Raw genomic sequence first — 12,710 nt, 5'->3', positions numbered from 1 at the left:
GAGAGGCCCTGTCACACGATGAGCAGTACTACCAACACGCCGACGCACCACACGTCAACGATCGGCTCCATCGGTACGCCGAGCCGCCGCAACACCGAGCTGGCCCTGCTGGTCTTCGCGGTGGTCATCCCGGTCTTCGCGTACGCCAATGTGGGCCTCGCGATCAACGGGCAGGTGCCGTCCGGGCTGCTGAGCTACGGCCTGGGCCTCGGCCTGCTGGCCGGCATCGCGCACCTCGTCGTACGGAAGTTCGCGCCGTACGCGGATCCGCTGCTGCTGCCGCTGGCCACCCTGCTGAACGGGCTGGGACTGGTCGCGATCTGGCGGCTGGACCAGTCGAAGCTGCTGCAGTCGCTGCCCACCTTCGTCACGGCCGCGCCCCGGCAGCTGCTGTACACCGCGCTGGGCATCGCCCTGTTCATCGTGGTGCTGATCTTCCTGAAGGACCACCGCGTCCTGCAGCGCTACACGTACATCTCGATGTTCGTGGCCCTGGTGCTGCTGATCCTGCCGCTGGTGCCGGGCCTGGGCACGGACGTCTTCGGCGCGAAGATCTGGATCAAGATCCCCGGTCTGGGCACCCTCCAGCCCGGTGAGTTCGCGAAGATCGTCCTCGCCGTCTTCTTCGCCGGCTACCTGATGGTGAAGCGGGACGCCCTGGCGCTCGCCAGCCGCCGGTTCATGGGCCTGTACCTGCCGCGCGGCCGCGACCTCGGCCCGATCGTGGTCGTCTGGGCGATCTCGATCCTCATCCTGGTCTTCGAGACCGACCTCGGCACCTCGCTGCTGTTCTTCGGAATGTTCGTCATCATGCTGTACGTCGCCACCGAGCGGACCAGCTGGATCGTCTTCGGTCTGCTGATGTCCGCGGTCGGCGCCGTCGGCGTGGCGAGCTTCGAGCCGCACATCCAGCAGCGCGTGGACGCCTGGCTGGACCCGATGGGCGAGTACATGCTCTCCCGGCAGGGTGTCGTCGGCCACTCCGAGCAGGCCATGCAGGCGCTGTGGGCGTTCGGCTCCGGCGGCACCCTCGGCAGCGGCTGGGGGCAGGGCCACTCCGAGCTGATCCGCTTCGCCGCCAACTCCGACTTCATCCTCGCCACCTTCGGCGAGGAGCTGGGCCTGGCCGGTGTGATGGCGATCCTGCTGATCTACGGGCTGATCGTGGAGCGCGGCGTGCGCACCGCCCTCGCCGCCCGCGACCCGTTCGGCAAGCTGCTCGCCATCGGCCTGTCCGGCGCCTTCGCGCTCCAGGTCTTCGTGGTGGCCGGCGGTGTGATGGGCCTCATCCCGCTGACCGGTATGACGATGCCGTTCCTCGCGTACGGCGGTTCGTCCGTGCTGGCCAACTGGGCGCTGATCGGCATCCTGCTGCGGATCAGCGACACCGCGCGCCGCCCGGCCCCCTCCCCCGCCCCCAACCCCGACGCCGAGATGACCCAGGTGGTCCGCCCGTGAACAAGCCCCTGCGACGGATCGCGATCTTCTGCGGGCTGCTCATGCTGACGCTGCTGATCCGCGACAACTGGCTCCAGTACGTCCGCGCGGACGAGCTCGCATCGGACACCGACAACCGCCGGGTGGCCATCGAGCGCTACGCCACCCCGCGCGGCGACATCATCGTCGACGGCAAGGCGGTCACCGGCTCCAAGCGGGCCGAGCGCGGCGACTTCGAGTACGTCCGCACCTACAAGGACGGCCCCATGTGGGCGCCCGTCACCGGCTACGCCTCCCAGGCCTTCGGCACCAACCAGCTGGAGAACCTCGAGGACGGCATCCTCACCGGCAACGACGACCGGCTCTTCTTCCGCAACACCCTCGACATGCTCACGGGGGAGAAGAAGGAGGGCGGCAACGTCGTCACCACGCTCAACGCCGCCGCGCAGAAGGCGGCGTACGAGGGCCTGAAGGAGCGCGGCAAGGGTGCCGTCGCCGCGATCGAGCCGTCCACCGGGAAGATCCTGGCGCTGGCCTCCTACCCGTCGTACGACCCGTCGACGATCGCCGGCTACTCCGACGACGACCAGAAGGCCTGGAACAAGCTCCAGAAGAAGAACAACCCGAACGACCCGATGCTCAACCGGGCCCTGCGCGAGACCTATCCGCCGGGCTCCACGTTCAAGGTCGTCACCGCCGCCGCCGCGCTGGAGTACGGCAAGTACCCGGACCCGGACGAGCCGACCGACACCCCGCTGCCGTGGACCATGCCCGGCACCACCACCCCGCTGAAGAACGACGGCAACCACCCCTGCAAGAACGCCACCCTGCGCGTGGCGCTCCAGTGGTCCTGCAACACCGTCTTCGGCAAGGTCGGTTCCGAGATCGGCAACGACAAGATGCTGGAGAAGGCCAAGGACTTCGGCTTCACCACCGAGCACTTCACGCCGGTGCGCGCCAACGCCTCCGTCTTCTCCGAGGACATGGCGCCCTCCGAGGTCGCGCTGTCCTCCATCGGCCAGTTCAACACCGCCGCGACCCCGCTGCAGATGGCCATGGTCGCCTCGGCGGTCGCCAACGACGGCTCCCTGATGAAGCCGTACATGGTCGACAAGCTCCAGGCGCCCAACCTCGACACCCTCGAGCAGACGGACCCGGAGGAGCTGAGCCGGCCGCTGTCGGAGGAGAACGCGCAGAAGCTCCAGTCGATGATGGAGACCGTCGTCGAGGAGGGCACCGGCGGCACCGCCAAGATCGACGGCGTCAAGGTCGGCGGCAAGACCGGTACCGCCCAGCACGGCGTCGACAACAGCGAGAAGCCGTACGCCTGGTTCATCTCCTACGCCAAGCTCAGCGACGGCAGCTCCCCGGTCGCCGTCGCCGTGGTGGTCGAGGACGAGGACGCCGACCGCGGTGACATCTCCGGCGGCGGTCTCGCGGCCCCCATCGCCAAGAGCGTGATGGAGGCGGTCATCGGCAACCGGAAGTGACCCCGATCACGTCCCCCTCACATCGGTGCACGTTGCGATACCGGTCCTGTATCGGGTGACGGGCTTGGCCAGGTCACAGAAAGCGATCCGGGTACGGTAGGGCCCGGACGGCACCTCCGACCGCACGAGTGAACGGTCGGGACCGACGGAGAGGGCTGGTAGGAAGCTATGGAAGAGCCGCGTCGCCTCGGCGGCCGGTACGAGCTGGGCCAGGTGCTCGGCCGCGGTGGCATGGCAGAGGTGTATCTCGCCCATGACACGCGCCTCGGCCGCACCGTGGCGGTGAAGACGCTGCGCGCCGACCTCGCGCGCGACCCGTCCTTCCAGGCCCGGTTCCGCCGGGAGGCCCAGTCGGCCGCCTCGCTCAACCATCCCGCGATCGTCGCGGTCTACGACACGGGCGAGGACTACATCGACGGGGTCTCGATCCCGTACATCGTGATGGAGTACGTCGACGGCTCCACGCTCCGTGAACTGCTGCACTCCGGCCGCAAGCTGCTGCCGGAGCGCGCCATGGAGATGACCATCGGCATCCTCCAGGGCCTGGAGTACGCCCACCGCAACGGCATCGTCCACCGCGACATCAAGCCGGCGAACGTCATGCTGACCCGCAACGGCCAGGTCAAGGTGATGGACTTCGGCATCGCCCGCGCCATGGGCGACGCCGGGATGACCATGACCCAGACCGCGGCCGTGATCGGCACCGCCCAGTACCTCTCCCCGGAGCAGGCCAAGGGCGAGCAGGTCGACGCGCGGTCGGACCTGTACTCGACCGGCTGCCTGCTCTACGAGCTGCTGACGGTCCGCCCGCCGTTCGTGGGCGATTCCCCGGTCGCCGTCGCGTACCAGCACGTGCGGGAGGAGCCGCAGCCGCCGTCGGTGTTCGACCCCGAGATCACGCCGGAGATGGACGCCATCGTCCTCAAGGCGCTGACCAAGGACCCGAACTACCGCTACCAGTCGGCCGACGAGATGCGCGCCGACATCGAGGCCTGCCTCGACGGCGCCCCCGTCGCGGCCACCGCCGCGATGGGCTCCGTGGGCTACGGCGGCTACCCCGACGACCAGCCGACGACGGCCCTGCGCTCCACCGACGGCGGCGCCACCTCGATGCTGCCCCCGATGAACCCGGACGACGGCGGCTACGGCTACGACGACCGCCCCGACCGGCGCCGCCAGAAGAAGTCCAGCACCTCGACGGTCCTGCTGGTCGTCGCCGCGGTGCTGGTCCTCGTCGGCGCGATCCTCATCGGCAAGTTCGCGTTCAGCGGCGACGGCGTGGGCAACGACAAGGTGCCGGTGCCCCAGTTCGTCGGTCTGAGCAAGGCCGACGCGGAGAAGCGGGCCGTCAACTCCGACCTTCAGCTGACCTTCGAGGAAAAGCCCTGCGAGGAGCAGCCGAAGGGCAGCATCTGCGAGCAGAACCCGCCGCAGGGCACCGAGGTCGAGAAGGACTCCACGGTCGACCTGGTGGTCTCCACCGGCGCACCCGAGGTCGCCGTGCCCAGTGTGATCGGCGACAGCCTGGAAGAGGCCAAGTCGAAGCTGGAGGACGACAAGTACGGCTTCAAGGTCGAGACGGAGAGCAAGGAGTCCCCGGAGGAACCCGGCACCGTCCTCGAACAGGACCCCGTCTCCGGCCAGGAGGTCCAGAAGGGCTCCACGATCACGCTGATCGTCGCGAAGGAGAAGGAACAGGCGACGGTCCCGCCGGTCTCCGGCTCCTGTGACGAGGCGAAGGCGCAGCTCCAGGCCAACGGACTGGCCGGCGAGTGCACCGAGGTCCCGACCGCCGACCCGAACCAGGACGGCAAGGTCATCGAGACCACCCCGTCGGCGGGCACCGCGGTCGACCCGGGCTCGACGGTGACGATCAAGATCGGCAAGCTCCAGCAGCAGAAGACCAAGGTCCCGGACGTCCGCAACAAGACGGTCGGCCAGGCGAAGCAGGAGCTGGCCGCGGCCGGGTTCACCAGCATCCAGTTCGCGGGCGGCAGCGACCAGAGCGACACCGCGCTGGTGATCGACCAGGACCCGGACGGCGGCAACGAGGTCGACAACCCGGGCCAGACGACGATCACGCTGACGACCATCGGCTTCGGCGGGGGCAACAACGGCGGGGGCAACGGCAACGGCGGCGGAGGCGGCTTCTTCGGAGGCGGCGACGGCGACTGACCGGCGCACCCGGTGGTACGGAGAAGTCCCGGCGGCCCGTGAGGGCGGCCGGGACTTTTCCGTGGGTGCGCCGTGACGGCGCGCGTCTCAGCGCAGTTCCCGCGGCGGGGTGCGGTCCTCGTCGACCTTCTCCACCCGCTCCAGCTCCCCCCAGACGACGTACCGGTAGCGGCTGGTGTAGATCGGGGTGCAGGTGGTCAGGGTGATGTACTTGCCGGCCTTCTTCCGCCCGGACTCGCGGGGGACGGCGTCGAGGACCTCGACGTTGTACTTCGAGGTCTCGGGGAGGGTGGCGTAGGCCTTGTAGACGTACCAGGTGTCCTTCGTCTCGAAGACGATCGGATCGCCCTTCCTCAGCTTGTGGATGTTGTGGAACTCGGCGCCGTGCCCGTCGCGGTGGGCGGCGACGGCGAAGTTGCCGTTCCTGCCGCTGGTGGGCAGGGTCGCCCTGACCGGGTCGGTGTAGTAGCCGGCGACACCGTTGTTGAGGATCTTGGTCGAGGTGCCCTTCTTGACCAGGATCTCCTCCCGGTTCATGGCCGGCACGTGCAGGAAGCCGATGCCGTCCTTGGTGTCCAGGGCACCGGGACCGCCGCTGCCCTCGTGCGCCCAGGTGTCGCGGACCCTGTCGCTCTCCCGGTCCGCCTCGCGGTCGGCGAGGACGTTCGTCCACCACAGCGAGTAGACGACGAACAGGCCGAGGACCACACCCGCGGTGATGAGGAGTTCGCCGAGGACACCGACCGCCGTCGCGATCCTGCCGGGGCCGCGGCGGGGCGTGGGCGCGGTCCCGGGCGCCGCGGTGTGCTCTTCGGTGTCGTCGGTGGTCGCTGCCACGAATCATCTGCCCTTAACTGACGAGCGCATCCGGCTTGCCCTTGCTGCGCGGCCGTTCCTCGACCATCTTGCCCCAGACGATCAGCCGGTACTTGCTGGTGAACTCCGGCGTGCAGGTGGTCAGGGTGATGTACCGGCCGGGGGTGGTGAAGCCCGAGCCCTTCGGCACGGGATCGAGCACGCTCACGTTGCTCGGCGGGGTCACCGGGAGCATCGACGCCGTCTTGTAGACGTAGTACGTGTCCTGCGTCTCGACGATGATGGGGTCGCCCGGCTCGAGCCTGTTGATGTACCGGAACGGCTCGCCGTGCGTGTTGCGGTGGCCCGCCAGCCCGAAGTTGCCGGTCCTGGCGCTGGGCATGGCCGTCTTCAGGGCGCCCTCGGCGTAGTGCCCGACCATGCCGCGGTCCAGCACCTTCTTGCTGCTGATGCCCTCGGCGATCGGGACGACGACGTCCAGCTCGGGGATGTGCAGCAGGGCGAAGCCCTGGCCGGGCTCGAAGGCGCCGGGGTTGCGCCTGCCGCTCGCCCAGTCGTCCTGGAGCTGGCTCGCCTCGCTGCCGGCCTGGGCGTGCGCCCGGACGTTGGTCCACCACAGCTGGTAGGTGACGAACAGCAGCATCAGCACGCCGGTGGTGATGAACACCTCGCCGATCACCCGGCTGGCGATCACCCCCGGACCGGGCCTGCGGGCCTTCGCGAGGCGGCGGGCCTCCACGCGGGAGAGCGGGGCCCCCGGATCGCCGCCCCCGCTCGACGCGGGGGGCTGCGGCGCCGCGCCCTTGCGGCGGCGTCCGTGACGCCCCTTGGCGGCCCTTCTGCGGGCCGCTCGGCCACCGGGCGCGGCATCGGCCCCGGCGGGGGGCCGCCGGGCCGTGACGGGGCCGCCGGGCGGCTCGGCGCGGCGCAGCGCCACCGTCTCGTCGTCGGCGGGCGGCTCGTACGGGGCGGCGGTGCCGTCGTACGCCGGCAGGTACCGCGTGGCCTGCGCGTCCCCCAGCGTGCCGGAGTCCTCGTGGGGCCGGCGCCCGTACGAGGCGCTCTCGCGCTCGGGGCGCAGCGCGGTCACGCCGTGGCCCTGCCCACCACCGGGGCCAGCCCCTCGGAGCGGGCCGGCGCGCCCTGGTCGCCGCACTCCGCCAGCCAGTTGGCGAGCATGCGGTGGCCGTGCTCGGTGAGCACCGACTCGGGATGGAACTGGACGCCCTCGACGGGCAGTTCGCGGTGGCGCAGGCCCATGATGATGCCGTCCCGGGTCCGCGCGGTGACCTCCAGCTCGGCGGGGACGGTCGGCGGCTCGGCGGCCAGGGAGTGGTAGCGGGTCGCGGTGAACGGTGAGGGCAGGCCCGCGAAGACGCCCTTGCCCTCGTGCTCGACCAGCGAGGTCTTGCCGTGCAGCAGCTCGGGTGCCCGGTCGACCACGCCGCCGTACGCCACCTGCATGGACTGCATGCCCAGGCAGACCCCGAAGACGGGCACGCCGGTCGCCGCGCAGTGGCGGACCATGTCGATGCAGACCCCCGCCTGCTCGGGCGCTCCGGGGCCGGGCGACAGCAGCACGCCGTCGAAGCCGTCCTGGGCGTGCGTGGTCGACACCTCGTCGTTGCGGAGCACCTCGCACTCGGCACCGAGCTGGTACAGGTACTGGACCAGGTTGAAGACGAAGCTGTCGTAGTTGTCGACGACGAGAATGCGCGCGCTCACTGGCTGTCCACCGTCACATCGTTGAAGGGAAGAAGCGGTTCCGCCCACGGGAAGACGTACTGGAAGAGGACGTAGACCACGGCCAGGATCAGGACCAGTGAGATCAGCGCCTTCACCCACACGTTGCCCGGCAGATGCCGCCAGATCCAGCCGTACATGCCGTCCCTTCCGTCGTACCACGGCACCAGACTCACGCCGTACGGCACCAGACTAACGGCGCGGGGCCCCGGCTTCCGCTGCCTTCGGACGGCCTGTCCGGGGCTACTGCACCGGCTTCGCGTGGTGCAGGTCGACCGTGCCCGAGTAGCCCGGCAGCGTCACCGTCCCGTCCTCCTCGACCTGCCAGCCCAGGCCGTAGACGTTGACGTACACCATGTAGTTCTGGATCGCCGGGCTCTCGGCGAGCGCCTTGCGCAGCCGGCCGGGGTCGCCGACCGCCTGGATCCGGTACGGCGGCGAGTAGACGCGGCCCTGGAGGATCAGGGTGTTGCCGACGCAGCGCACGGCGCTGGTGGAGATCAGCCGCTGGTCCATGACCTTGATGCCCTCGGCGCCGCCCTGCCACAGCGCGTTCACCACGGCCTGGAGGTCCTGCTGGTGGATGACCAGGTAGTCCGGCTGCGGCTCGGGATAGCCGGGGAGCCTGGCGGTGGCGTTCGGCGGGGCGTCGTCCAGGGTGACGGTGATGGCCTCGCCGGTGACCTCCTGGGTGCCGGCGCTCTTCTCCAGGGCGGCCAGCTTCGCGTCCTCGGCCCTGGTGCTGCCGTCGTCGCGTTCGGCAAGGGCTTCGACCTGGTCGCGCAGGGCGGCGTTGGACTCGTCCAGTTCGCCGTTCTTGCGGCTGCGTTCCTGAATGAGGTCGGAAAGCTTCAGCAAGGACGCATCCGTACGGATATTGGTGCCCTTGGCCGTGTGGAAACTGGTGAAGAAAAGGAGGCCAGCGAGAGCGAAGACGCCCACCGTGAGGATCCGGACGGGACGGAAAGATCCCCGCCGGGCAGCACTGGATCCCGGCTGAGGAGAGTCGGCAGAATTGCTCAACGTACCCTTATCTCCTTCGGCGCCACGGAAGCACTACGCTAACGGACGCCCGGGGGAGCGCTAAGAGTCCCCTTGTACGCTGCCCCGAGCCCGACCCAGATCCCTGCGCGGCCACGCAGCGCATCGACAGGAGAGACCCTCGTGCCGAAGTCACGTATCCGCAAGAAGGCCGACTACACGCCGCCGCCGTCGAAGCAGGCGACCAGCATCAAGCTGACCAGCCGCACCTGGGTCGCGCCCGTCATGCTCGCGATGTTCCTCATCGGGCTGGCCTGGATCGTCGTCTTCTATGTGACCGACGGTTCGCTGCCGATCGACGCCCTCGGCAACTGGAACATCGTCGTGGGCTTCGGGTTCATCGCCGCCGGATTCGGTGTCTCCACCCAGTGGAAGTGAACCCTGCCGGGTCGTGAACGCAGCTCTGCCCAGGGCTGACCACTGAGTTATCCACAACCCTTTTCCACAGTGGGGAAAAAGAACGACGATCTGTGGATAACCCATCGAGGGTTGACGCCGGTGTGACGGAACTACCGGCTTCCGAATGCGTGTTCGCCCCCTGTCTGACCTGCGAAAACACAGGTCGGCGACAGGGGGCACACCTGTTCCCGCACCCTATGCACAAAGGTGGGCACACGCTGTGGACAACCCCCGCTCAGGGGGCATGGCCGGCGCTCAGGTGAGCTGGGCGGTCCGCAGCAGGGTCATGCCGACCACCGCCGCCAGCACCAGCGCGCACGCACCGTACTGCACCAGGGCCCGCCGCTCCCGCGGGGCGTTCAGCATCGCGTAGCCGATCACCACTCCGCCGGCCAGGCCACCGATGTGGGCCTGCCAGGAGATGTCGGAGCCCGGACTGAAGGTGAAGAGCAGATTGATCGCCAGCAGGGCGATCACCGGGCGCATGTCGTAGTGGCGGCGGCGCATCAGCACGGCCGTGGCGCCGAACAGGCCGAAGATCGCGCCCGAGGCGCCGAGCGAGGCCGTCGACGCGGGCTGCAGCAGATACGCCAGGCCGCTGCCCGCGAGACCGGAGATCAGGTAGAGCGCGAGATAGCGGACCCGGCCGAGCGCCTCCTCGAGCTGGGGGCCGAGGAACCACAGGCTCAGCATGTTGAAGGCGATGTGCCAGATCTCCTGGTGCGTGAACATCGCCGTGACCAGGCGGTACCACTCGCCCTCGGCGACGCCCTCCGTGGGGAGCCAGGGCGCCGGCGGCCATGCGCCGATCAGCATCAGCTTCCCCAGCAGGGCCGAGGAGACGTGCACCCCGACGAACACCGCGAGGTTGAGCACGAGCAGGACCTTGGTGACCAGCCGGGGATCACCGGTGACGGCGACGGGCGCTCCGGCCAGGTTGCGGGGCTGCGCGGCGCCGGGCCGGTGCCCGGTGCCGGAGCCGCCCCGGACGCACTCCGGGCACTGGAAGCCGACCGAGGCGCTGACCATGCACTCCGGGCAGATGGGCCGCTCGCAGCGGGTGCAGCGCACCCCGGTCTCACGGTCCGGGTGGCGGTAGCAGCCGGGCAGGCTGTGCGCCTCCTGCGGAGTTTCCGACACCTGGTCCATGAGGTCCCCTACGTCGTCATGAGCGAGAAACGCCCCCTCCATCCTTACGGACGGCAGGGGCGTTTGGTTCCCTCGCGGGCCCGACCCCACGGACCCGGCCCCGCCGAGCCCTCGCGGGTCGGCCCGGGTCAGCCCTCGCGGGTCTCCACGACGACCGTCTCGATGACGACGTCCTTGAGCGGGCGGTCGGTGCGCGGGTTGGTCTGGGTGCTCGCGATGGAGTCGACGACCTTCTGGCTGGCCGCGTCGGTCACCTCGCCGAAGATGGTGTGCTTGCGGTTCAGCCAGGCCGTCGGGGAGACCGTGATGAAGAACTGCGAGCCGTTGGTGCCCGGGCCGGCGTTGGCCATGGCCAGCAGGTACGGCTTGTCGAACCGCAGGTCCGGGTGGAACTCGTCCTTGAACTGGTAACCCGGGCCGCCCGTGCCGTTGCCCAGCGGGTCGCCGCCCTGGATCATGAAGCCGCTGATGACCCGGTGGAAGACCGTGCCGTCGTACAGCTTCGCCGAGGACTTCTCGCCCGTGGCCGGGTGGGTCCACTGCCGCTCGCCCTTGGCGAGCTCCACGAAGTTCTTGACCGTCTCCGGCGCGTGGTTCGGGAAGAGCCGGACCTCGATGTCGCCGTGGTTGGTCTTCAGGGTGGCGTAAAGCTGCTCAGCCACGATGTGCCTTCCGTTGTCTTCCTGTGACCCCTCGATCCTCGCACGGTCCGGGTACCGCGTCGCCCGCGCCCGTGTCCGCCAGCGACCGGTGGCGATTTGTGGCATCGTCGACAAAAGGATCTATTGCTCCGCATTCACCCCCAGCGTCGATCCTCGGCAGGCCCGCTTGCCGAGCCCCTGTCGACCACCCGGGTCACTCCCCGCGCGACGGCGAGTGACCCGGATGCCCTTTCGCGCGTGCCGCGTCACTCTCCGGCAGGCATGATCCGTAAAAGGGTGGAAAGTCGAAATACCGTACGCCACCGAGGAGGAGGAACCCGTGACCCGCATCGACAGCGTGCGCGCCGCGACCGGCTCGGCGAAGGACAGCGTGCTGCACGCCGCGGAAGTGGTGGCGCCCTACGCCGACACGGCCAAGGACCGAGCCGCGCTCTACGCGCAGGAGGCCCGTGCGCGCCTTGCGCCCAAGGTGTCGCAGGCCGCCGGGCAGGCCCGCGTCCAGTACGCGGTGCATCTCGCGCCGTACCTGGAGCAGGCCCGCTCGCATGTGCCGCCGAAGGTCGACCACGCCGCCCACGAGGCCGCCTACCGGACCCGCAAGGCCGCACGGCAGGCCGCCGAGTACTCCCGGCCCCGGATCGAACAGGCGGTCGCCGCGGCCGGGCCCGTCAAGAGCGAGGCGACGGCACGGGGCGCCGCAGCGCTGGCCGCTCTCCGCGGTCAGATCACGCCCGAGGAGATCCAGAAGCTGGTCCGCAAGCACGAGCGCCGCGCGAAGGCCGGCCGCGCCTTCAAGTTCCTGGCCGTGCTGAGCCTGGTCGGAGGCGGCGCCTACGCCGCCTGGAAGTGGTGGGACAAGCAGGCCAACCCGGACTGGCTGGTCGAGCCGCCCGCCGCCACCGAGGTGCCCGAGTCGGGCCGGCTGACGTCGGTCGACGGCAGCGACCCGGCACTGGTCGTGGACCCCGAGGTCCAGGCCAAGGAAGCCGAGGAGGAGGCCGCCGAGCGGGACGAGCGTGGCTGAACAGCACTGCGCCGCGGCCCTGACACCCGTGTGGGGCAGGAGAGTTGGAGTTCTCCTGCCCCACACGGGTGTTTCACGTGGAACCGGTGGGCTCGGTGACCGGTGATCGGTCAATCCGCTGGTGCTGGGAGCGGCGGGCACACCCTCCGCACGACCGTTCGCGAAAGCCAAGACCCGGTTCGTGCCGGATTGCGTCGCGGCTCGTCCGGTCTCGGCTGGCAAACGTAACCCGGTTGCATCTGCGAGCCGGGTACCGGGCGCGGGAGCCGTCCCCGGCGACGGGCCGTGCGGCCGGCCGACGGCACGACGGTGACCTGCCGGTTCACCGGGGGAGCGCCATGCCCGGGGGCGGACGCGGAGAGGGACGGCGAGGCCGCGCAAGCCCACGGGGGCGCGGCGATCACACGCCTGCCGTGGTCCAAGTCGGCGCGTGCTCCCGCCCGTCGGGTCCGCGCGCCCCGCGAGCCGGACCCGAGCGCGCTGTGCGCACCCGCACGCCCCGGCCGACGCGAAAGCCCCTCCGTCTCGCGTCACCGCAAGCCGGAGGGGCTTTCCCGAAGTGGAGCCTAGGGGAGTCGAACCCCTGACATCCGCCATGCAAAGACGGCGCTCTACCAACTGAGCTAAGGCCCCCTGAGGGAGACGTCCGGCCGGAGGAACCGCGTACCGGCGGGCGCCGCAGACCAGAGTAGCGGGTCGCCCCCGGTATCTCGCAAAAGGATTGGGGGGTCCCCCGGAACGACCACTCTCCGTAAGATGCTCGGCGTGGTTCGC

Annotated in this window: 12 protein-coding genes and 1 tRNA gene; 5 read left to right on the top strand and 8 right to left on the bottom strand. The window is 69.8% G+C overall.

The genetic code is table 11. The features are described from left to right. Positions 1–18: 18 nt before the first annotated feature. From SGLAU_RS16950 to pknB, 3 genes are all read left to right on the top strand, one after another. Positions 19–1,458, top strand: coding sequence for an FtsW/RodA/SpoVE family cell cycle protein (locus SGLAU_RS16950; protein ID WP_043502448.1), 1,440 nt, complete (start codon positions 19–21; stop codon positions 1,456–1,458). Next, positions 1,455–2,927 (top strand): peptidoglycan D,D-transpeptidase FtsI family protein, encoded by a 1,473-nt coding sequence (locus SGLAU_RS16945; RefSeq protein WP_043502446.1) that lies wholly within the window; start codon positions 1,455–1,457, stop codon positions 2,925–2,927. Before SGLAU_RS16950 ends, SGLAU_RS16945 begins: the two co-directional genes overlap by 4 nt. Before the next feature lie 168 nt (positions 2,928–3,095). Next, the gene (gene pknB / locus SGLAU_RS16940; protein WP_043502444.1) at positions 3,096–5,102 is read left to right on the top strand and encodes a Stk1 family PASTA domain-containing Ser/Thr kinase; all 2,007 of its coding nucleotides are present in this window, start codon (positions 3,096–3,098) and stop codon (positions 5,100–5,102) included. An 87-nt stretch (positions 5,103–5,189) separates the two neighbouring features. Here the strand turns inward: pknB and SGLAU_RS16935 are convergent, their stop codons facing one another. The 5 genes from SGLAU_RS16935 to SGLAU_RS16915 form a co-directional block, all read right to left on the bottom strand. Further along, positions 5,190–5,939 (bottom strand): class E sortase, encoded by a 750-nt coding sequence (locus SGLAU_RS16935; RefSeq protein ID WP_043502442.1) that lies wholly within the window; start codon positions 5,937–5,939, stop codon positions 5,190–5,192. Positions 5,940–5,952: 13 nt separating this feature from the next. Next, positions 5,953–7,008 carry a class E sortase gene (locus SGLAU_RS16930; RefSeq protein ID WP_043502439.1) on the bottom strand — a complete coding sequence of 352 codons (1,056 nt, stop codon included), beginning with the start codon at positions 7,006–7,008 and terminating at the stop codon, positions 5,953–5,955. After that, complete coding sequence (locus SGLAU_RS16925; RefSeq protein WP_043502438.1) at positions 7,005–7,643, bottom strand: aminodeoxychorismate/anthranilate synthase component II; 639 nt, start codon at positions 7,641–7,643, stop codon at positions 7,005–7,007. The genes SGLAU_RS16930 and SGLAU_RS16925 overlap by 4 nt, the downstream gene beginning before the upstream one ends. Continuing rightward, positions 7,640–7,837 (bottom strand): hypothetical protein, encoded by a 198-nt coding sequence (locus SGLAU_RS16920; RefSeq protein WP_208869021.1) that lies wholly within the window; start codon positions 7,835–7,837, stop codon positions 7,640–7,642. Before SGLAU_RS16920 ends, SGLAU_RS16925 begins: the two co-directional genes overlap by 4 nt. A 67-nt stretch (positions 7,838–7,904) precedes the next feature. Beyond that, positions 7,905–8,684: a DUF881 domain-containing protein gene (locus tag SGLAU_RS16915; protein ID WP_078957745.1), complete on the bottom strand. Its 780-nt coding sequence runs from the start codon at positions 8,682–8,684 to the stop codon at positions 7,905–7,907. Positions 8,685–8,825: 141 nt separating this feature from the next. Between SGLAU_RS16915 and crgA the strand changes: the two genes are divergently transcribed. After that, entirely contained in the window at positions 8,826–9,080 is a 255-nt protein-coding gene (crgA, locus tag SGLAU_RS16910; RefSeq protein ID WP_043502434.1) for a cell division protein CrgA, read from the top strand. 276 nt (positions 9,081–9,356) lie between these two features. On the opposite strand, the gene SGLAU_RS16905 is transcribed toward crgA, so the two are convergent. Together SGLAU_RS16905 and SGLAU_RS16900 are read right to left on the bottom strand one after the other, a co-directional pair. Next, positions 9,357–10,250, bottom strand: coding sequence for a rhomboid family intramembrane serine protease (locus SGLAU_RS16905; RefSeq protein WP_043502432.1), 894 nt, complete (start codon positions 10,248–10,250; stop codon positions 9,357–9,359). Between the two features lie 128 nt (positions 10,251–10,378). Continuing rightward, complete coding sequence (locus SGLAU_RS16900; protein ID WP_043502430.1) at positions 10,379–10,912, bottom strand: peptidylprolyl isomerase; 534 nt, start codon at positions 10,910–10,912, stop codon at positions 10,379–10,381. A 319-nt stretch (positions 10,913–11,231) separates the two neighbouring features. Here SGLAU_RS16900 and SGLAU_RS16895 point away from each other — a divergent pair, with 319 nt between their 5' ends. Beyond that, positions 11,232–11,936, top strand: a complete 705-nt coding sequence (locus SGLAU_RS16895; protein WP_043502427.1) for a DUF5324 family protein — start codon at positions 11,232–11,234, stop codon at positions 11,934–11,936. A 560-nt stretch (positions 11,937–12,496) separates the two neighbouring features. Here SGLAU_RS16895 and SGLAU_RS16890 read toward each other — a convergent pair. After that, a tRNA-Ala gene (locus SGLAU_RS16890) sits at positions 12,497–12,569 on the bottom strand. Positions 12,570–12,710 lie beyond the last annotated feature (141 nt).

The organism is Streptomyces glaucescens (assembly GCF_000761215.1).
GTDB lineage: Bacteria > Actinomycetota > Actinomycetes > Streptomycetales > Streptomycetaceae > Streptomyces > Streptomyces glaucescens_B.
Note: the sequence above shows the minus strand (reverse complement) of the source record. Positions and strands in the feature narration are given on the sequence as shown.

Coding starts and splice junctions, on each gene's coding strand:
- SGLAU_RS16950 (WP_043502448.1), top strand. CDS start 19: ATGAGCAGTACTACCAACACGCCGACGCACCACACGTCAACGATCGGC.
- pknB (WP_043502444.1), top strand. CDS start 3,096: ATGGAAGAGCCGCGTCGCCTCGGCGGCCGGTACGAGCTGGGCCAGGTG.
- SGLAU_RS16905 (WP_043502432.1), bottom strand. CDS start 10,250: ATGGACCAGGTGTCGGAAACTCCGCAGGAGGCGCACAGCCTGCCCGGC.